Raw genomic sequence first — 19,310 nt, forward strand, 5'->3', positions numbered from 1 at the left:
CCGGCAAGGAAAACGGTTGCGTGCGCATGGCCAGCCGCCTTTGTGTTGTCGGTATTCGATGAAACGCGCCGGTTATGAACGGGCAAAAAGTAAAACCAGCCCCCGTCCCCGGGTCAGCATAAGAATGCCCATCACCAGCAGGTAGATTTGCACAACGCGCTCATCGTGCGGCCCGGATAAATCGCGGAAAATAAAGAATCAGCCCTTGCCGGGGCTAGAAAGGAAAATGAATCAGCTCAACGTCTTCTGGCGTCACTTTGACCATAGAGCCCTGGCTATGCCAGGCGCCGAGCACCACGCGGTACGCGGTTTGGCCGTTGGCTTCTAGCGGGTGGACGGCGGGGCGGTGCGTATGCCCGTGAATCAGCCACTGAACGCGATGTTTCTCCATGACGTCAACGACCGCCTGGGGATTCACATCCATAATTTCCATCGACTTGCTGCTGTTGGCCGCTTTGCTGTCGGCGCGCATTCTGGCGGCGATACGGCGGCGGATAAACAGCGGCAGGGTCAGAAACAGGCGCTGGATCCAGGGATTGTGGACTTTCGCGCGAAACGCCAGATAGCCCGCATCGTCGGTGCAGAGGGTGTCGCCGTGCATAATCAGCACCTTGCGCCCGTAGAGGTCGAGAAGCTTCTCTTCCGGCAGCAGGGTCATCGCGCTTTCGCGGGCAAAGCGCTTGCCGACGAGAAAGTCGCGGTTGCCGTGAAGGAAGTAGCAGGGGACGCCGGAATCGGCCAGCGCTTTGAGCGCTGAGGCGATTTGCCGATGCAGCGGGTTTGGATCGTCATCGCCGATCCAGGCTTCAAAGAGATCTCCGAGGATATACAGGGCGTCCGCCCTGCGGGCTTCCCCCTGTAAAAAGCGCAGAAAACCGGCGGTAATCGCCGGTTCTTCCGTTTGCAGATGCAAATCCGCAATAAAAAGTGTCGCCACGAATTATTCGCTAACGGTGACGCTTTTGATCACAACATCTTCTTTCGGCACATCCTGGTGCATGCCGCTGCGGCCGGTGGCGACCGCTTTGATTTTGTCGACCACGTCCATCCCTTCAACGACTTCTGCGAATACGCAGTAGCCCCAACCCTGCAGGCTTTCGCCGGAGAAGTTCAGGAAGTCGTTATCGGCGACGTTGATGAAGAACTGCGCGGTGGCGGAGTGAGGCGCCTGAGTACGGGCCATCGCCAGCGTACCGCGGGTGTTTTTCAGACCGTTGTTCGCTTCGTTCTGAATAGGAGATTTGGTGGTTTTCTGATTCATGCCCGGCTCAAAACCGCCGCCCTGAATCATAAAGCCGTTGATTACACGGTGGAAAATAGTGTTGTCGTAGAAACCTTCACGACAGTAGTCCAGGAAGTTTTTAACTGTTTCCGGCGCTTTGTCGTCAAACGTCTTGATTACGATATCGCCATGATTGGTGTGGAAAGTAACCATTTTTGCATCCTGTTCCGATGATTGTGGTGCCTGCACCCGGAGTCGGGTGAGATATAGGGGGCTGTTATAGCATAACCGCGGGGTTGGATCACCTTGCAATGTGTGCTGCTTCGGGGTTGAATTAAGGTTAGAATACGCGACTTATATCCACACACGTCTACACGGAATCTTCGATGTTAAAAATTTTTAATACACTGACGCGCCAAAAAGAAGAATTTAAACCTATCCATGCCGGGGAAGTTGGCATGTACGTGTGTGGTATTACCGTTTATGACCTCTGTCACATCGGCCATGGCCGTACCTTCGTCTCATTCGATGTGGTCGCGCGCTACCTGCGTTTCCTGGGCTACAAGCTAAAGTACGTGCGCAATATCACCGATATCGACGACAAAATCATTAAGCGTGCTAATGAAAACGGCGAAAGCTTTGTTGCGCTGGTGGATCGCATGATTGCCGAGATGCACAAAGACTTCGACGCGCTGAATATCCTGCGCCCGGATATGGAGCCGCGGGCCACCCACCATATCGCGGAAATCATTGAGATTACCGAGCAGCTGATCGCCAAAGGCCACGCGTATGTCGCCGACAACGGCGACGTGATGTTCGATGTGCCGACCGACCCGAACTACGGTCAGCTGTCGCGTCAGGATCTCGATCAGCTGCAGGCCGGCGCGCGGGTTGATGTCGTTGACGTCAAGCATAACCCGATGGACTTTGTGCTGTGGAAAATGTCGAAAGAGGGCGAGCCAAGCTGGCCGTCGCCGTGGGGCGCGGGCCGTCCAGGCTGGCACATTGAGTGTTCAGCGATGAACTGCAAACAGCTGGGCAACCATTTTGATATTCACGGCGGCGGTTCGGATCTGATGTTCCCGCACCATGAAAACGAAATCGCCCAGTCCACCTGCGCCCACGACGGCGAGTACGTCAATTACTGGATGCACTCCGGGATGGTGATGGTTGACCGCGAGAAGATGTCAAAATCGCTGGGCAACTTCTTTACCGTGCGCGACGTGCTGAAGTTCTACGACGCGGAAACCATTCGCTACTTCCTGATGTCCGGCCACTATCGCAGCCAGCTGAACTACAGCGAAGAGAACTTAAAGCAGGCGCGTTCCGCGCTGGAGCGTCTGTATACCGCGCTGCGCGGAACCGACAAAACCGCAGAGCCGGCCGGCGGCGAGGCGTTTGAGGCGCGCTTTATCGAAGCGATGGACGACGATTTTAATACTCCGGAAGCCTATTCCGTGCTGTTCGATATGGCGCGTGAGGTTAACCGCCTGAAAACCGAAGATGCCGCCGCGGCCAACGCGATGGCGGCGCATATGCGCAAGCTCTCTTCGGTGCTGGGGCTGCTGGAACAGGAGCCGGATGCCTTCCTGCAGAGCGGCGCGCAGGCGGACGACGGGGAAGTGGCGGAAATTGAGTCGTTGATCCAGCAGCGTCTGGACGCGCGTAAAGCGAAAGACTGGGCGGCGGCGGATGCCGCGCGTGACCGTCTCAACGAGATGGGCATCGTGCTGGAAGATGGCCCGCAGGGCACCACCTGGCGCCGTAAGTAGTCTCATTCTCTCTTTTTAGCCGGGGCCATCCCCGGCATTTTTTTGCCCTGACTCAGGCTAAGAAACGAAGCGCGGTCCTGATTTCGCCTGCGTACGTTCCCGGCCAGCGGCTGCAGCATTCATCGGGAAGAAGAGGTATCAGGCGGAAGCGCAGGTTGCCGGGGCAGCCAGGGGAGCGGCTGTACTACACAGGACGTGATATCGGAAGATGGCGGCGCTGACTGAAGTGCAGAAAAACGAGAGACCATCTGTCGGGGTGGGGGGACAGGCGCCGGCTGCGGCGCCTGAACGTTTTACTCGGTGACGGTAACGCTCTGACCTTCAAAGCTCACCGTTTGACCGGCGACGATTTTGCAGCGCTTGCGGGTTTCCACCACGCCGTCAACGTTGACCAGGCCGTCGGCAATAGCAATTTTCGCCTGCGCGCCGCTTTCGCTCCAGCCTTCCAGCTTCAGCAGGTCGCACAGTTCAACGTGCGGGTGTTTGCCTAAAGAAAAATTCGCCATCTCAGGCCTCCTGAATGTCGTGATACTCTTCGCACGCCTGCAGCGTGTTCTGAATGAGGGTGGCTACGGTCATCGGGCCGACGCCGCCGGGAACCGGCGTGATGTACGACGCGCGCGCGGCGGCATCTTCATAGACCACATCGCCGACCACTTTGCCGCTTTCCAGGCGGTTAATGCCGACATCGATCACGATCGCGCCTTCTTTAATCCATTCGCCCGGAATAAAGCCCGGTTTACCTACGGCCACGATCAGCAGGTCGGCGTTTTCGACGTGATGACGCAGGTTTTTGGTAAAACGGTGGGTGACGGTGGTGGTGCAGCCTGCCAGCAGCAGCTCCATGCTCATCGGGCGTCCGACAATATTGGAGGCGCCAATGACCACCGCGTTCAGGCCGTAGGTATCAATGTTGTAACGCTCAAGCAGCGTGACGATCCCACGCGGCGTGCACGGACGCAGACGCGGCGCGCGCTGGCACAGACGGCCCACGTTATACGGGTGGAAACCGTCAACGTCTTTGTCCGGCGAAATGCGCTCCAGCACTTTGACATTATCAATGCCGGCGGGCAGCGGCAGCTGGACCAGAATGCCGTCGATGGCGCTATCCGCATTCAGGGTGTCGATAAGTTCCAGCAGCTCCGCTTCGCTGGTGGTTTCCGGGAGATCGTACGAGCGGGAGACGAAGCCTACCTCTTCACACGCTTTGCGCTTGCTGCCGACATAAATCTGCGATGCCGGGTTGCTGCCGACCAGCACGACGGCTAACCCTGGAGCACGAAATCCGGCCGCAACGCGCGCCTTCACTTTTTCCGCAACCTCAGAGCGTACCTGCTGCGCAATCGTTTTACCGTCAATAATTTTTGCTGCCATCAGAGAGAGGATTCCATCTGTATCTTTACGAAAGGGGGATGGCGATATTTTGTCAGAAGCCAGCCCCGCTGTCAGTCTTCGTTTAAGATTTTATCTTTCTTTGGCGTTACGGCGGCTGAAAAACGGGCCTGACCACGCCGCGAATGGCGCAAAAAGGAGCCCGAGAGCCGGAGAAAAGTTAACGTGCAGAAACATAAGGTTGGATAAACTTTATACTGCTTTTGCGGCATAAGCCGCCAGCCTGCACAGGCAAGCGCAGTTTCGCGGCAAAATACATTGACTCATCAGGCGTGGACCGTATAATTCCGGCGATTGCACATCATGAAGCTCGCTTCTCAATGCGCCCTTAGCTCAGCTGGATAGAGCAACGGCCTTCTAAGCCGTAGGTCACAGGTTCGAACCCTGTAGGGCGTACCATTTAAAATCAATAAGTTATCAACTTCCTCCTCTCGCTGATGTTTTCTCATGGAACACATTTGGGACATCTTCTGCAAAAATCGAGTCAATTTGCCTTGCGTGTTCCGTTAAATGGTTAGGCGCCAGCTGGGCATAACGGCGTACCATTTCGATGCTTTCCCGGTAGATCAAAAAAACACAATAGTCTGGCAAGAGATCAATATGTAGATAATACGAACACAGAATGTGTATATCTATGTAAGATCATTATATTCAATTGGTTAAAAAGGTGTTGATAATTAATATCATTAAAAAATACATAAAAACTTTATACAATTCTAACTAAAACGATAAAAACAACAAAAAATATTACTAACCAGTGCGATAAGGGGAGGTGAAGTGGATGACGTTCCCTGGCGCCAACGCTTTGATACACTAAATCATTGCTTAATAAAAAGGGGGCATTATCTTTTTCAAAGAAACTACCTGGCGGGTCAACATGATGAGGTAAATAATGTATACACCTGATGCAATGAAGCTATCAGATAAAAAGCATATTTTTGATTTTATTGACACTTATAGCTTTGGATTAGTCGTTTCTCCCACCCTCAACGCCAGCCATTTTCCTTTTATCCTCGATCGTAGTTCTTCATCGCAGGGAATTCTTCTTTCCCATATGGCCCGTGCGAATCCTCTATGGAAAGACTTTGACGGAAAGAGGGTTCTCGCCATATTTCAAGGGCCCCATAGTTACGTTTCTCCAACCTGGTATCAAACTTCTCCCGCGGTGCCAACGTGGAACTATACCGCCATTCACTGTTATGGCACGGTAAGCCTTGTTCCCGTCAATGAATTGCGCACGATGATGGACGCTTTAGTTCATAAACATGAACCAACCCTTCAGGCGCAGAAAGACGTTATGCCAAAGGCATTTATCGAAGAAAAATTAAAAAATATTATTGGATTCAAAATTGAAATTGAGGAATTTCAGGCCAAAGAAAAGCTGGGGCAGCATCGTTCTCAGGCCGATCAGCGAGGAACGCTGCAGGGGTTAATCAACAGCCAATCTTCAGAGTCCGTTGCGCTGGCTGACTATATGCTTAAGGTGAAGAAAGGCACTGGCGCTTAAAAGCGATACTTTGCTCTCTTATTTATGTTGGAGGAAAATACTTACACCTTACGTAATGTATTGAATCAACCATCTCGGAAAAACGTACTTTTCTGACACAACACCACGGGCAACCTGCTGATTTCGGTATGTTGATGACCGCGGGTGGCGTGGCAGGATTACGGGCGACATTTCCGGCAGGCTCTCATCACGACAAATCACAGGATTGAGGCGGGGAGTGTGGCAGGGCTATGTGAGCAGATAACTGCATAGAGCAGCCACGGTCACGGGTTGTAAGTGAATAAAGGTCATCACGACATTTTATGGGCGAAGCTGCCGCTCTTTACCGCATCTCCTGCCCAGAATGGGGCTCGCCGACAGCGTCTGAAAAGGTGTACCCCTTACAAACAATAACTCTCGAAAATGCGAAGCCGATCGTTTGAGCAGGACTTTTGTCCTCTCTGCTCGCGTTGTCGCCGGTTACAATTCCAGCATCTCTTTATTATGAAATTTCTGGAGTTGTTATGACTGCACATATTAATGCCCGGCTCGGTGATTTTGCTTCAACTGTTATTATGCCCGGGGATCCATTACGCGCTAAATTTATTGCGGAAAACTATCTGCAGGATTATCAGGAGGTGACCAATGTTCGCAACATGCTGGGATATACCGGTTTTTATTCCGGACAGCGTGTATCGATAATGGGGCACGGTATGGGAATACCGTCAATGACGCTTTATGCCCATGAGCTGGTTAATGATTATGGCGTTAAGCGAATCATCCGCGTAGGCAGCCTGGGGGCGACGCAACATCATGTTAAAATGCGCGATATAATATTGGCGGTTGCTGCCGGGACTGACTCTGTCACGAATCTGAAACGCAGCTCTGGATATTCAATGGCGACATCTGCGGATTTTAAACTATTACATCAGGCATGGTTAGTTGCGCAAAAAAATGGCGTCGATGTCAAAGTGGGCAACGTATTTAGTGGCGATCTTTATTACGACCCGGATGAAAATCTGATCCCTGCATTAGAGGCGTTTGGGGTACTGGGGATTGATATGGAAGTGGCCGGGCTTTATGCCTTAGCCCATCAGTTCGGAATTGAAGCCCTTGCTATTTTAACGGTCTCCGATCATTGCCTGACCGGCGAGGAAACCACGGCGGAAGAGCGACAGCTAACGTTCAATAACATGATTGAGCTGGCTCTGAATACGGCTATGACGGCTTAGCTTTCGTTCATTAACTCCTGCAGGGATGTGTTATATGAAAAATAAACTCTCACTGACCTTAATTAGTTTTCTGGCCAATTTTATTATGGCCGGGTTTGCCAGTCAGTTTGGCATGCTGATTGAACCCATTGCACAGCATTATCATGCGGATATCAACGCGGTTGCGTCTATTTTTTCTTTACTCAACGGTGGCGCATTAGCAGGGACGATTGCGGCTTTTTTCCTTATTGAAAAAGTCGGCGTAAAACGCATGACGCTGATTATCTACGCCGTGGTGTTCCTGTGCGCGCTCTTGATGCATATGAGCAGCGGTTTATGGCCGGTGATGGTGGCGATGACCCTGGTGGGGCTCTGCGGCGGCATTGGCCTGTGCGTAGCGGGTACCATCGTGGTCTCCGTTTGGCAGGACCGTATCCAGAGCACGATGCTGGTCGTCCAGGATGCCACCTTTAACGTGGCGGGCGTGGTCTTCCCGCTGATCACCACCTATGCACTGACCCACAATATGTCATGGAGCTACAGTTACCTGAGCGTGGGGATGGTGGCGCTTGTCACCCTCGGCATTGTGGCTCTGACCCGCTTTAGCGCCTGTGAAGCGACGCCCTCAGCGGAACAGCCTGATACGGTTAAGTCCGAGTGGAACCCTGGGATTATCAGCGGCGGGATTGGCCTGTTTCTCGGTATGCTGGCACTCTATACCTTCCTGACCTGGGCGCCGCTGTTTGTGAAAAACAAATTTGGTATTCCCTTTGAAGAGGCTGGAAATATCATCACTCAATATTGGGGAGCTGCGCTGGTGGGCGCATTAGTGTCAACCGTTATCGTTGCCCGGGTCAGGATACATTATTTCTTGCTAAGCATTATTTTACTGGCCTGTGTTATTACGACGATTATTGTCACTAAGCAAACAATCTCTGGATTAGATTATCTGGCTTACAGCTATGGTTTTGTATGTGCAGCGCTTTACAACTCGTTTATTGCCTATGGCGTATCCTTTGTTAAACGCGCCAGCAGTCAGAATGTATCATATATTTTAATCAGCGGAAGCGCGGGAGCCATGTTCAGCCCGGCGATCAGTGCGTTAATGGAAAAAACGATGGGCCTGCAGAAAATTATGTATGCCATACCCGTTTTATATTTGATTATCTTTATTATGCTGATTGCCACTCTTAAATTAAAACGTAAATCAGTACAGTAAACGCATCTCTCTTTTCAATTTAATCTGTTGACATTGCTCCATTTGGCGAGCGATGAGCTTCAGGCTTTATCTAAGGAATGGAATATGTTTAATGTCAAAAAAACGATATTGGCAATGGTCGTTAGCGTTGGCTGTTCGCAGGCAATAGCCGCAGACTATCGCGACGGAAATACCAGGAAAAATGATTTTAGCTGGATGCAAATGAATTTAATGCAGAGCGTTGATGCCAAAGTTCCATATGGAATTCGTAACGACACTTATCTTGAACTGGAGTTCGGTGCGCGCTCGGGTATTGTCGATCTTTACGGCTACGTTGATATTTTTGATGTGTTTGACAGCAAACACGACGATCGCCATGGTGGGGATAATTTTTTTGCTAAGCTATCACCGCGTTTTTCGCTGGATGCTCTTTTCAATACAGATTTATCCGTCGGCCCGTTCAACGAGTTTTATATCGCAACGGTCAATAACATAGGCGATCGCGAGCTCTTTGAGCACTATGTTGGGCTTGGGACGGATGTAACCGTACCCTGGTTCGGCATGGTCGGTATGAACATCTATGCTCACTATGTGCGGGAAAACTATGGCGCGGAAAACGAAGGCAAGTGGGACGGGTATATGTTCTCCACGAACTGGTCAACACCCTTTTACCGGTTTTCCAATGGCAGTCATTTAAATTACCAGGGGTATTTCGATTATCAATTTGCTGCCAATAAAAATAGCGATCGGTCGCTTTACAGTAACAATGCGATTGAATGGTATAACGGGATCTACTGGCACACGGAAAACTATGCGGTAGGCTACGGCTTAAAATATTTCCGCAATATGGCGTTGATGCAAAACCACGGCGGCGCAGGCCGCACAACCGGCCTCGGGCACTACTTTAGTCTCACCTGGAAGTTTTAATTGGATATGAATGGCGCGCCGCCACCGGCGCGTCATTCAGCAATATCGTTGCCGAGAAACTTCCGCAATCCATCAAGATCCTGAATTGCAATGCCTTGTTTAGTTCGTACTACCAGTCCGGCATCAATCAGCGCTTTAACCGCGCGGCGATAAACGCGGTCGGTGGTGCCGAATCTTTCCGCTTCCTGATAATTCTTACTGAATCCATCCATTGGCTGTTTGTTCAGGTGCTGCCGGTAGAGGTCATAGGCAACATTATGAACGATGGGGTAGAGCATGCGATGCAAGAAGATTTCCAGCATATCCTGGTAGTCTACCGCCATGGCGCTGGCAAAAAATATCGCCAGTTTAGGGTGTTGATTCAATGCTTCTTCGAGCCGCTCGCAGCTGCATACCGCAACGGTAAGTGGCTCCTCCGCTACGATATCCAGCTGACAGCGATAGCCTGTGAAAAACTCCATTTCACCAAAGAGTTGCTCATCGCATTCCATCGCACCCAGCTGGAAGCGGCGGCCGTTTTCCGCGCTGTAACGCAGAGATATTCTGCCCGATTCGACCATGATTAAGCGGTCAACAACCTGCCCCTGATGATAAAGATGCTCATTTTCGGCAATAAGCTGTTTATCTGAGAGTAGCTCGCGAAACGTTCTCTCAATAAATGCATCATCCTGTTGCCAAATGCTATGAAAACGACCTTTGGTGAGTGGTTTAAGCTGCATATTTTGCTATCTGCGAAGAAGCGAATCCCTGCTTTTGGATGATATTAGTAGAGGCTGATGACATGACGTTAATGGTGCATTCTACTCAATCGCCGTGTTAAAAAATATCAGTAACTGGATGTCGCGCCTGCGCTGCAGAGAGAGCATCCTGGAAGTGGATTGACACGCTATCCATGCGATTGAGCTTCGTCTCGGGTGCAGCCGCAGCTAAAACAGCATTTTGCCAGGACACCGGGGCACGCCGGAAGAAAAACGCTGAATGGTACGCTCGTTTTCCTGGCCTCAGGCGCCGGTTTCATTTTTTATTCGCCTGTTAATGTATTCCACGGCCTGAGAGACATCCATAATCCCATTTATCGCGTTCGTCACGCCCTGGCCGATAATAATTTCTGCCTGGCGCAGGTTGAAGGGCTTACCCTGCGTACCCTGCGACTCTCTTATCCCGACCATGCCCTTTTCATTCAATAAATTAAACCATGGATAGAGGTTCAGGACGTTCTGATCGTGACAAACCCCTGACCAGGCACAGTTTCCTCCGAGCAGAACCAGATGACGCGCAATTTCATCGGAATAAAGCCAGTTGAAGAACTGCTCAACCTGCTTTTTCTTTTTGCTGTAGCGGGACATCCCAATGGATCCCCCTCCCAACTGTGGAAGCTGTCCCGGGACTGAAGCATAGCCGATAGTGGGAGCGATAGGGCTATGCGCGACGTCGTTGAACAAATTGAGATACATGATCAACATGGCGAGGTTGCCGCGCTCAAACTGCTTAACGGCGTCACTCCACCATTCTCCTGAGAGATTCACGGCGACGGAGAGCTGTTGCAGGTATTGTTCAAGCGCCGTAGCGGCAAGCGAAGTCTCCAGGTGAACTGGTTCGCCTTCGCGAACCAGACGTCCGCCGAGCGCGTAGTAACGCAGCAGATATTCCGTGGCGATAAGCCCTGAGCTGCCTAAGGTCACCGCCGTGCCCATCGGGCGCAGCCTGTTATCCGGCTGATGCTGGCGACTGAAGAAAGCCGCTAACTCATCAAATTGCGCAAAGTTTTCGGGTAGGGTTAACTCTTTGCCCGTCGTTTCGTAGAACATCCGTTTTATCGTCGCATCTTCAAAGAGATCGCGTCGGTAAAACAGGAGCTGCATACTGGCATCAAAGGGGATGGCCCACGCGGTGCCATTCACCATGCTGAAGTGCTGTTGAATCTGGTCAGAAAAATGAGTCAGCAGCTGCGGCAGCGCAGGGGAAATCGACTCCAGCGGCAATAACGCTTTTTCTGCAAACCAGGGAAAACAGGCCATATCGATGCGCAGGAGATCGTAATAGGGATGCAGATGAAGATGGGAAAGAATTTCAAACACTTCATCATAAGGATAAACCGCAAGATTTACCTTGATACCGGTCTGACGATAAAAGTGAGGTAACAGTTTTTTCAGCGCATCGGTTGAGGGGCTGGGCAAAATTAACATATTCAGCGTCGCCTCAGTCTCAGGCGGCTGGACGGATTGGCCATCTAATGAAAATCCGCTATTTGTCAGAATTCGCTGCGTTACCTGTTTTTTAGGCTGGCGAATATGGGAAGCGATGGCGGTACCCAGGCGACCATAGTCCATCTGGTAGTTTGTGACGCCGTCGAAGGCTGCCGGAAGATTATCACTCAACTGCAGTATCTGCGGACAGGAGTGCGCGCTACCAAACCAGGCTGCCTGCGTCACGGCTCGCGTTTTATCACTATCCTGAGTGATGAAAATATCGGGGGGAACGCCGCGGAAAAAATCAAACGCTACGGTGTTAGACTCGCCCGCCTGCGAGGATAAAACGGTGAGCTTAGTCTGCGGACTTACTGTCCGGCAGGTCTCCTGTATCGCCTGAATAAAACATGCGCTATGAGCATATTCAAGTGGTTCGCAGAAGATACCGATATGGCCCGGCCGCTGCGCGAGCGCTCTTCTCGCAAGGTGTTCACCCGCAGTGACGTAATCGAGGCTGAAATAGTTGTCAGCTCCGGCAGGTTGCCGGTACGCAAAAAGGATCTGTTCCGCGGGCAGCTTAAGCATTTCATAATAAGGTTGGCTATTGCTCAGGCAGCTGACGGTAACAATGGTCTGGTAAGATTTTGCCGCCAGCGTTTGCAGAATCTCCAGTTCCAGGTTGGGCAGATCGTTGGTCAGGTAAAGATCCAGCGGTTCGCTTAATGATGGCTGACAGACCTGATGTAAGCCCCGGTAAAGCTGGTAATACTGCTCCGCATTAATGTCTGGCAGCAGTAGCGCCAACCCCTGGCTTTTACTGGCTCTTAACGATTGCGCCTGCGCATTTAACTGATAGCCCACTTCCTTAGCCGCTCGTTGAACCGCTTCAATCTTCTCAACGCTGACATTACCTCTGCCATTAAGTACGTTCGAGACAGTGCCGTGTGACACACCGGCTAGCTTTGCTACGTCTTTGATTGTTGGCATATTTTAATCCTTACCCTCATGCGTTGATGCTAGCACGGCACACCTCTGAAAACTATCGTTGCCGATGTTATTTGAACGTTACAAAATAAATTTGTGTGATTTATAGACATTAAAAATATTAATCTTTTTCGGCTTGAGACGAGTAACCATGTGATAAAGATTACAATTTGTTGAAATTTAAGATAAATACAATAAGTTTTTGAAGGTGATCACTTCTGGGATAAAAGATCATTGTTCCTGTTAAACGGCAGAATCATAATTGACACGTTCCAATTACGTTTGATTACATTTCTGATGATAAAAACAGCAACCTGTTAGTGATAAGAGGAAATCATGAAGATCCATTTTCTGGGAACGGCAGCGTCTGAAGGGATACCTAACCCGTTTTGCCGCTGCGAGCACTGTCAGCAAGCCCGTATACGTAAGGGAAAAGACATTCGGACACACTCTTCCGCGATTATTGATGATGAACTGTTGATTGACGTCGCACCGGAATTTAGCCAGCAGCTGCTGCGCGACGGCATGGACGCAACTGAAATCAGGTCGCTTCTGTTTACCCATACTCATCCCGATCATTTCAACGTCGGCGATCTTTTCAGCCGAATGGAGGGTTACGGATTTGAGATTACCCATCCGCTGAATATCTTTGGGAACGATCGTGCGATTAACGGCGCGGCAGAGGTTTTGCCGGGCTATAGCGCAGAGCGCTTTGCCTTTCATTGCCTGGTGCCCTTCGTCACCGTAGAAACCCGTGGTTATCGGATAACTCCGCTGCTGGCTAACCATGCTAAATGGGAGCTTTGTTATACCTGGTTTATCGAAAAAGAGGGCCAGTCAATATTTTACGGTCATGACTCTGGCTGGTTTCCTGAGCTCACCTGGCAGTGGCTGGAAGGGAAAAAAATCGATCTGGCCGTTCTGGAGTGTACCTACGGCTTTAATGGAGAAAATCGTACCAATAACCATATGAGTCTGGAAACGGTGTTCGCTGCCAGAGACAGACTGGCGGAACTGGGCTGCCTGAAGAAAACAAGTCAGCTTGTCGTCTCGCATATTTCACACAGCGGCGGTCTTCTGCACGATGAGCTAGTAGCAGCATGCGATAAAGAGAACATTCTTGTTGCCTGGGACGGGCTTAACCTGAGCATTAACCAATAAAGGATATGCAATATGGACCTTAATAAAACACCACGCCTGTTAATTATGATGTTCATACAGTATTTTATGCAGGGTGCCTGGAATATGACCATGGGGCTGGTATTAAGTACCTATGGAATGGCGACTATAATCGGCTCATCCTATGCCTTGCTCGGATTAGCGACAATTATTTCACCGTTATTTATTGGTATGGTGGCCGATCGCTTCTTTGCATCACAAAAGGTCATGGCGATCCTGCACTTAGTCAATGCTGGCGTTCTGCTGTTTGTTCCGCAATTTATTGAAGCACAAAATACCGGCATGACGCTGACCATGATTTTCCTCGTTGGTCTGCTGTTTTATCCGACAACTGCGCTGGCTAACAGTATCAGTTTTAGCCATATCAATGGGGTTAAATATTTCCCATTCATCCGCGTTTTTGGCACCTTCGGCTTTATGGCAATCGGCTTTATCATTGGTGAAATGGGATATTCCGGCAACACGGTTACCTGGTATATCGCGGCAGCTTCCGGCGTCGTCCTGGGCTTATATTGCTTCACATTGCCGAATACGCCGCCAAAAGCAAAAGGAAATGCTTTTGCGCTGCGCGATCTGTTATGTCTCGATGCTCTGGCACTCTTCAAAGATCGTAGCTTCAGCGTGCTGATGCTGAGTATCTTTGTCTTAATGATCCCCAAAACCGCATATTCCGCCTATATTCCGGTCTTTTTGAAAGCGCTGGGGTTCGATAATGCCGCATCAATGATGCAGATCGGGATTGCCTGCGAAGTGATTTTCATGTTCCTACTGTCGTTCTTCTTATTAAAAGCCGGCTTTAAAATCACGCTGATGCTGGGGGCCGTTTGCTGGATCATCCGCACGCTGTTGTTTGCTCATGCCTCGCTGGATGCCAACATGATGTTTGTGCTGATTGGCCTGATGTTACAGGGATTCTGCTGGGACTTTTTCTTTACCGTCGGCGATATTTATGTTGACCGCAAAGCCGCGCCAGAGATCAAAGCGCAGGCGCAAAGCTTGAGGTTTATCGTCTCCAACGGCGTCGGGCTGCTGTTTGCTTCTACCGTTTGCGGGCAGATTTTTAACAGTACCGTGACAGAGCAAGGGCCGGAAGCGTTACCGCAATGGGAAACATTCTGGTTAGTTTCTGCCGGTGTGGCCGCGGTAGTGAGCGTCTTCTTCCTGATTTTCTTTCGCGACGATCTGTCAAAACGCAAAACGGATCTTGCATTGAAGAAAGCGAATTCCTGATTGATAACGGATCTTTCATTAAGGTAATAATATGAATAATCTGGCCGCCACGATCGTCGATCACGGATGGTTTCCGTTATTGACCATCGTCAAAATCAGCATTGCGTTTATTCTGGGAGGCATCATTGGCCTGGAAAGAGAATCGAAAGGGAAACCTGTCGGATTCAAAACCTGCGTCATTTTGTCTGTCGCCAGCTGTGTGTTAACCATCGTTTCAATACAGTCGGCGGAATACTATGCTGAAATTTCGATGAACATTCGTAGCGATCCGATGCGCCTGGCGGCCCAGATTATCAGCGGCGTCGGTTTTCTGGGGGCGGGAGTGATTCTGCATCGACACGACGATGCTATTTCAGGCCTGACGACGGCGGCCATTGTCTGGGCATCTGCCGGGGTTGGAATTACCTGCGGCGCCGGTTTTTATTTTCATGCTTTTTTCGCCACGGGTTTGTTCTTATTGGCGATAAAATTAAGCCCGTTCATTATATTCCTGCAAACTAAAAATCAGTTCCCTGGAAAAGTGAAAGTACGGGTGGTTCTTGATGAACGAGGGGCCCTTGAAAAGCTGATAAGCCGTATTCATCAGCAAAAAAATATTATCGAGAATATTACGATTAGAGACCTTAAAAAGGGAAAGATTGAGGTTAATTTGAAAATGGTTATTCGCCAGAAAATGACCTTACCTGACTTATACCACGATCTGTCTCATGTTGAGCATGTCTGCGCGCTCGCTCTTGAACACTAAGCTGGCGAGCACATTTGGGATGTAATGGAATTATATCGTCCGGGGAACGCTGAATACGCCGGTTATGACCTGCGTCTTTACTTTGGACCACTGAGCGACAGATATCTGTCGAGGCCAGAAGCGCTGATAAAACCCGGCGACTTACGCCGCCGGGAACGCCATTACTTCATTGCCCCCTCAAGGATAAGTTTGTCCTTTTCTCCGCGGGTGATGCTCTGCTGATGCAGACTGTCAGCGAGCGTCACGTCATTGACGGCGAAAAAAGCCCAGGCCTGCGGCGTATTGGCGAACGTCACCTCATCAAACCGACTGTCGTGCAGGAAGGAGATACTGGTCGCTTTGGTGTTACGGAAGCTGACGTTGGAAAAACGCAGATTCTGGTGATAGGCATCGCGAGAATAGGTCAGCCCAAATGATTCTGCCATTTCGGCTACCGTCATGCCGTCAATCAGGATGCTGTGCTTAGCCGAAGTACCATCGACGGTGACGTCCTGTACCTGAACGTCGCGGAACTGAGCGGGCTCGTCGGCAGGGGTCGTATCATTCACGTCGGCACTGTATTTGATAGTAAAAACGAACGGCTCTTTGGCGATATCTTTCATCGCATTATGACGGAACAACACATCCCGCACCCCGCCGCCATAGTAGGGGCGGCTTTTCATGCGCAGGCCGACATCGGTCATATACATGACGTTATCCTCGGCGCGGACTTTTTCGATCCACGCGCCGGTGTGGCTACCGGTCACCACGGCGCCGTGGCCTTTGCGGAAATAGTTATTAAAGATCCACGCCCCGCTTTGCGGCTGTTGATGAAACGTTTTCGCGCCTTTACCAAACCCGGCGGCGAAATTGACGCAATCATCCCCGGTATCAAAGAAGTTGTTGAAAACCAGCGCATTCTGGCTATTGCCGAACTCGACGCCGTCGGCGTTATTGCCGTCAAAGGTCTGGTGGACCAGCCCATTCAGGGTGATATTTTTTGACTCCAGCACCATCACGCCGTGGAACGCGGGGTTGCGGATCGTCAGCCCGGCAAGGTAGAGGTTCTGCACGCCGCGCAGGGTCATCAGGCTGGAGCGGCGGTTCTTATAGGCGCTATTGCTTTCAATCCCTTCCGCAATGGCCGCTTCGGTCTGATACTTTGCCAGAATGCCGTCCGCGCTGACTTTTGCCGCATTGCTGGCCCGGTACTGCGGCAGCGCGTTCCCCATTTCGTCGATGATGGTGGCCTCGCCGCCGCTTTTGACGCCCCGGGTCCAGCCGTTGCCGTCAATCGTGCCTTGACCGACGATGCGAATATTGCGAAACGTCCCGGCCGGAGATTCGCCCTTATCGTCCGCTTCCAGCACGTTAATTAATGACGGCGGGCGACGGGGCTGCGGATGATCGCTGTAGGGATAGAGAGAGTAGCCTTTTTCCAGCGGATACTGGGCCGGATCGTCCGAACCCAGCAGGGTGGCGCCAGCGGCAATCTCCAGGGTCATATCGCTGTGCAGGAAGAGCGCGCCGGTTTTGAATTCGCCGTCGGAAATCATCACCTTACAGCCCTGAGGATAGTGCGCGACGGTGCAGCTATCGATCGCCTGCTGCAGCGCCTGGGTATTCAGCGTTGTGCCGTCACCCTTCGCGCCGAACGTGCTGGCTTTGATGATGTGCGGCGTTTTGCCGGTCCGCGCTTTAATCACCGCGCTATCCGGCGACTCTTTGCCATTGGCGTAGACCGCACGTACCGTAAATGCGTACTCCGTATCCGGCTCCAGGTGAGTGACCGTAAAGGTACGCAAATCGATTGGCTGCTGCCAGCCGTCGCTGGCAATCCGCTGATAGAAGTTATCAATATAGGGCTTTGCCGGGGAGAAATGGTTTTGATTTTCACGCGCCTGACCCAGCCGCTGGCCTTGACGATAGACGGCGTAGTCCACCACCTGCTCGGTTTCCGACTCCGGTTTTTCCCAGACCAGCACCAGGCTGTTTTCATCGGCAGAAAGCGCGGGAACGAAGACATTCTGCGGCGCGGAGGCGGGCGCATCCTGCTGATTGTCGCGGGGGCCGCCGCTGTCATTACAGCCGCCCGCGAGGCCAGCCAGCGCGATAGCCAGCGCCAGCATACTGCGTGAAGGTCCAAAGGTATTGCGCATAAATTTCCCTTAATGTCATATCGCCTGTAAAAAACAAAATACAAATTCATTTAAAATAAAATGACATTTTATGTTTATGGCAAAAAATAAACGCGAGTCAGTTCAATCTTTCAGCAGGTGAAAAATAAAGCGTTGTTGGATAAGAAAAGGCGGCCAGGGCGTTAACCTCCGGCCTGCTTTCTCTTTACGGCGCGGAATATTGAATACGATAGCCGTGCGAGGTCGGTACGATATGCGCAAATCCCGACCCGCCAAGGTGCATACCGGCAATCAGCAGGTTTTCGCTGGCGGCCTGGGCGAGGATCGCTTCCCGCGTCGCTCTGGCCTGCGCGGGATCGCAATCAAAAGCAACGGCGGCGGCGGGTCGTGCGGTCTGAACATGCGGAAAATGGACGATGTCGCCCCAGATCAGCAGGCTTTGCGCCGCGGCGTCGATGCGAAACCCGCTATGGCCTGGCGTGTGCCCGGGTAGCCATAGCGGGCGGATACCCGCGACGGCCTCGCGCTCATCCAGAAAACCGAGGCTGCGGGAATAGGCGTCCAGGGTGCGGCGGGCGAGCGTGAAGTTGCGCTGCCCCCGCGCATTGGCCCGGTTTAGCATGGCGTCGTCCTGCCAGTATTCGGCTTCCAGAGGGTGCAGATAAAGACGGGCGTGGCGATAGCGCGGCGCGCCGTTGGCATCCAGCAGGCCGCCGATATGATCCGGGTGAGCGTGGGTCAGCAGGACAGTATCCACGTCGTCTGGCGCACTCCCCGCCGCTCGCAGGCTGGTTTCCAGCACGCCGCCTCCCGTACCCGCGTCGACCAGAATCGTTCTTCCCCGACCGCGAATAAGATAGCCGCTAATGTCGATATTGCCGGGGTCGATGACGCCCGCGCTGCGCTGAATGTCTGCGGCATCGTCGATATTAATACCCGACAGCAGCGCCAGGCCAGCGGCCATGCTGCCGTCGCTGAGGGGCGCCACCTGAAAATCGCCAATCTGGCGGGAGAGAAAAGCGGGTTTGTGCATATCAACCTCTTAGCGTGATGGGGACTGTATTTCAGTCGGGCTTTGCAACTGACCGGCCATGGGCTCATAAATTGAGACGTTTTCCCGTCCCGCCAGCAGCATGGCTTCCCGGCGCGGCAGAACGTACGCCACGCGCTGCGGCGGGTTGTTATCCAGCCCGGCGGCCGAAAGTTTTGTTGGCGGATATCCCGGTTCCGACTCAATGACGTCCAGCGGCTCGGGGCTCAGTAGCAAAACATCCCCCTCAGCGACGGCAGGAAAGACGCCGCCGTAGCGATACAGGTTTCGCCGCCAGTCGCGAATATGCGCCTGCCAGCGGGAAAAGCTGCCGCCGCCTTTCTGGCGATACGCTTCACTGGCGAGCGTATCGCCATGCTCGATGGTATGAATAGCAAGATAGACCGGGCAGCCGGAGGAGAGCGCCCTGAAGCGCTGCGAGGCGCGGAATCCGCTGACGGACACCAGCGCAGGCAGCTTGTCCTCGCTGTAAAACCTGTTCCAGCCGGCTTCGCTTTGCGGGTCGGCGTAGCTGCACTCAACGATATATAACATGGGCTGACCTCTGCATGATGGAATGATGTTATTGACGTTTGATCATGCTACGTTGGGCATTAAGCGCTATAAA

The 19,310-nt window shown here is 51.8% G+C and carries 17 protein-coding genes, 1 tRNA gene and 2 pseudogenes; 9 read left to right on the top strand and 11 right to left on the bottom strand.

Going from position 1 to position 19,310, the window contains the following annotated elements:
• Positions 1-87 precede the first annotated feature (87 nt).
• The 3 genes and pseudogenes from ABLU88_RS13765 to ppiB all read right to left on the bottom strand — a co-directional run.
• Positions 88-177, bottom strand: a pseudogene (locus tag ABLU88_RS13765) (hypothetical protein); the annotation flags it as partial.
• A 37-nt stretch (positions 178-214) separates the two neighbouring features.
• The gene (gene lpxH / locus ABLU88_RS13770; protein ID WP_348836736.1) at positions 215-937 is read right to left on the bottom strand and encodes a UDP-2,3-diacylglucosamine diphosphatase; all 723 of its coding nucleotides are present in this window, start codon (positions 935-937) and stop codon (positions 215-217) included.
• Between the two features lie 3 nt (positions 938-940).
• Complete coding sequence (gene ppiB, locus ABLU88_RS13775; protein ID WP_004099775.1) at positions 941-1,435, bottom strand: peptidylprolyl isomerase B; 495 nt, start codon at positions 1,433-1,435, stop codon at positions 941-943.
• A 173-nt stretch (positions 1,436-1,608) separates the two neighbouring features.
• Here ppiB and cysS point away from each other — a divergent pair, with 173 nt between their 5' ends.
• Complete coding sequence (cysS, locus tag ABLU88_RS13780; RefSeq protein WP_004848430.1) at positions 1,609-2,994, top strand: cysteine--tRNA ligase; 1,386 nt, start codon at positions 1,609-1,611, stop codon at positions 2,992-2,994.
• 293 nt (positions 2,995-3,287) lie between these two features.
• Here cysS and ybcJ read toward each other — a convergent pair whose 3' ends face one another.
• Positions 3,288-3,500 (bottom strand): ribosome-associated protein YbcJ, encoded by a 213-nt coding sequence (gene ybcJ / locus ABLU88_RS13785; protein ID WP_025107125.1) that lies wholly within the window; start codon positions 3,498-3,500, stop codon positions 3,288-3,290.
• A 1-nt stretch (position 3,501) separates the two neighbouring features.
• Positions 3,502-4,368, bottom strand: a complete 867-nt coding sequence (gene folD / locus ABLU88_RS13790) for a bifunctional methylenetetrahydrofolate dehydrogenase/methenyltetrahydrofolate cyclohydrolase FolD (protein WP_004099791.1) — start codon at positions 4,366-4,368, stop codon at positions 3,502-3,504.
• A gap of 340 nt (positions 4,369-4,708) precedes the next feature.
• Between folD and ABLU88_RS13795 the strand changes: the two genes are divergently transcribed.
• Positions 4,709-4,785, top strand: a tRNA-Arg gene (locus tag ABLU88_RS13795).
• Between the two features lie 18 nt (positions 4,786-4,803).
• Here the strand turns inward: ABLU88_RS13795 and ABLU88_RS13800 are convergent.
• Positions 4,804-4,944, bottom strand: a pseudogene (locus tag ABLU88_RS13800) (integrase); the annotation flags it as partial.
• A 334-nt stretch (positions 4,945-5,278) separates the two neighbouring features.
• On the opposite strand from ABLU88_RS13800, the gene ABLU88_RS13805 reads away from it, so the two are divergent.
• The 4 genes from ABLU88_RS13805 (at position 5,279) to ABLU88_RS13820 (ending at position 9,208) form a co-directional block, all read left to right on the top strand.
• Complete coding sequence (locus ABLU88_RS13805; RefSeq protein ID WP_348836739.1) at positions 5,279-5,893, top strand: FMN-binding negative transcriptional regulator; 615 nt, start codon at positions 5,279-5,281, stop codon at positions 5,891-5,893.
• Between the two features lie 503 nt (positions 5,894-6,396).
• Positions 6,397-7,104: a purine-nucleoside phosphorylase gene (gene deoD / locus ABLU88_RS13810; RefSeq protein ID WP_109240775.1), complete on the top strand. Its 708-nt coding sequence runs from the start codon at positions 6,397-6,399 to the stop codon at positions 7,102-7,104.
• A 34-nt stretch (positions 7,105-7,138) separates the two neighbouring features.
• Complete coding sequence (gene tsgA / locus ABLU88_RS13815; RefSeq protein WP_109240774.1) at positions 7,139-8,302, top strand: MFS transporter TsgA; 1,164 nt, start codon at positions 7,139-7,141, stop codon at positions 8,300-8,302.
• A gap of 84 nt (positions 8,303-8,386) precedes the next feature.
• Positions 8,387-9,208 carry an outer membrane protein OmpK gene (locus ABLU88_RS13820; protein WP_348836742.1) on the top strand — a complete coding sequence of 274 codons (822 nt, stop codon included), beginning with the start codon at positions 8,387-8,389 and terminating at the stop codon, positions 9,206-9,208.
• Positions 9,209-9,240: 32 nt separating this feature from the next.
• On the opposite strand, the gene ABLU88_RS13825 is transcribed toward ABLU88_RS13820, so the two are convergent.
• Complete coding sequence (locus ABLU88_RS13825; protein ID WP_004099815.1) at positions 9,241-9,927, bottom strand: Crp/Fnr family transcriptional regulator; 687 nt, start codon at positions 9,925-9,927, stop codon at positions 9,241-9,243.
• Positions 9,928-10,209: 282 nt separating this feature from the next.
• Entirely contained in the window at positions 10,210-12,384 is a 2,175-nt protein-coding gene (locus tag ABLU88_RS13830) for an extracellular solute-binding protein (protein ID WP_348836743.1), read from the bottom strand.
• A gap of 333 nt (positions 12,385-12,717) precedes the next feature.
• Here ABLU88_RS13830 and ABLU88_RS13835 point away from each other — a divergent pair, with 333 nt between their 5' ends.
• Genes ABLU88_RS13835 through ABLU88_RS13845 form a run of 3 tightly spaced genes read left to right on the top strand, consistent with a single transcriptional unit; the run spans position 12,718 to position 15,535 of the window.
• Positions 12,718-13,542, top strand: coding sequence for an MBL fold metallo-hydrolase (locus ABLU88_RS13835; protein WP_032748501.1), 825 nt, complete (start codon positions 12,718-12,720; stop codon positions 13,540-13,542).
• Positions 13,543-13,554: 12 nt separating this feature from the next.
• Positions 13,555-14,790 (top strand): MFS transporter, encoded by a 1,236-nt coding sequence (locus ABLU88_RS13840; RefSeq protein ID WP_049127595.1) that lies wholly within the window; start codon positions 13,555-13,557, stop codon positions 14,788-14,790.
• Between the two features lie 31 nt (positions 14,791-14,821).
• Positions 14,822-15,535: an MgtC/SapB family protein gene (locus ABLU88_RS13845; RefSeq protein ID WP_004099822.1), complete on the top strand. Its 714-nt coding sequence runs from the start codon at positions 14,822-14,824 to the stop codon at positions 15,533-15,535.
• A 161-nt stretch (positions 15,536-15,696) separates the two neighbouring features.
• Here the strand turns inward: ABLU88_RS13845 and ABLU88_RS13850 are convergent, their stop codons facing one another.
• The 3 genes from ABLU88_RS13850 to ABLU88_RS13860 form a co-directional block, all read right to left on the bottom strand.
• Entirely contained in the window at positions 15,697-17,673 is a 1,977-nt protein-coding gene (locus ABLU88_RS13850) for a glycoside hydrolase family 28 protein (RefSeq protein WP_348836746.1), read from the bottom strand.
• A gap of 184 nt (positions 17,674-17,857) precedes the next feature.
• A complete protein-coding gene (locus tag ABLU88_RS13855) occupies positions 17,858-18,685 on the bottom strand; it encodes an MBL fold metallo-hydrolase (protein ID WP_348836748.1) in 828 nt (275 codons plus the stop codon).
• A gap of 9 nt (positions 18,686-18,694) precedes the next feature.
• Positions 18,695-19,237, bottom strand: coding sequence for a sugar ABC transporter (locus ABLU88_RS13860; protein WP_348836749.1), 543 nt, complete (start codon positions 19,235-19,237; stop codon positions 18,695-18,697).
• Positions 19,238-19,310 lie beyond the last annotated feature (73 nt).

It is taken from the genome of Klebsiella sp. GW_Kp182 (assembly GCF_040062275.1).
GTDB classification, from domain to species: Bacteria; Pseudomonadota; Gammaproteobacteria; order Enterobacterales; family Enterobacteriaceae; genus Klebsiella; species Klebsiella michiganensis.

Coding starts and splice junctions, on each gene's coding strand:
- ABLU88_RS13840 (WP_049127595.1), top strand. CDS start 13,555: ATGGACCTTAATAAAACACCACGCCTGTTAATTATGATGTTCATACAG.
- cysS (WP_004848430.1), top strand. CDS start 1,609: ATGTTAAAAATTTTTAATACACTGACGCGCCAAAAAGAAGAATTTAAA.
- tsgA (WP_109240774.1), top strand. CDS start 7,139: ATGAAAAATAAACTCTCACTGACCTTAATTAGTTTTCTGGCCAATTTT.
- ABLU88_RS13845 (WP_004099822.1), top strand. CDS start 14,822: ATGAATAATCTGGCCGCCACGATCGTCGATCACGGATGGTTTCCGTTA.
- ABLU88_RS13860 (WP_348836749.1), bottom strand. CDS start 19,237: ATGTTATATATCGTTGAGTGCAGCTACGCCGACCCGCAAAGCGAAGCC.
- ABLU88_RS13835 (WP_032748501.1), top strand. CDS start 12,718: ATGAAGATCCATTTTCTGGGAACGGCAGCGTCTGAAGGGATACCTAAC.
- deoD (WP_109240775.1), top strand. CDS start 6,397: ATGACTGCACATATTAATGCCCGGCTCGGTGATTTTGCTTCAACTGTT.
- ABLU88_RS13825 (WP_004099815.1), bottom strand. CDS start 9,927: ATGCAGCTTAAACCACTCACCAAAGGTCGTTTTCATAGCATTTGGCAA.
- ABLU88_RS13805 (WP_348836739.1), top strand. CDS start 5,279: ATGTATACACCTGATGCAATGAAGCTATCAGATAAAAAGCATATTTTT.
- ABLU88_RS13830 (WP_348836743.1), bottom strand. CDS start 12,384: ATGCCAACAATCAAAGACGTAGCAAAGCTAGCCGGTGTGTCACACGGC.
- ybcJ (WP_025107125.1), bottom strand. CDS start 3,500: ATGGCGAATTTTTCTTTAGGCAAACACCCGCACGTTGAACTGTGCGAC.
- ABLU88_RS13820 (WP_348836742.1), top strand. CDS start 8,387: ATGTTTAATGTCAAAAAAACGATATTGGCAATGGTCGTTAGCGTTGGC.
- ABLU88_RS13855 (WP_348836748.1), bottom strand. CDS start 18,685: ATGCACAAACCCGCTTTTCTCTCCCGCCAGATTGGCGATTTTCAGGTG.
- folD (WP_004099791.1), bottom strand. CDS start 4,368: ATGGCAGCAAAAATTATTGACGGTAAAACGATTGCGCAGCAGGTACGC.
- ppiB (WP_004099775.1), bottom strand. CDS start 1,435: ATGGTTACTTTCCACACCAATCATGGCGATATCGTAATCAAGACGTTT.
- ABLU88_RS13850 (WP_348836746.1), bottom strand. CDS start 17,673: ATGCGCAATACCTTTGGACCTTCACGCAGTATGCTGGCGCTGGCTATC.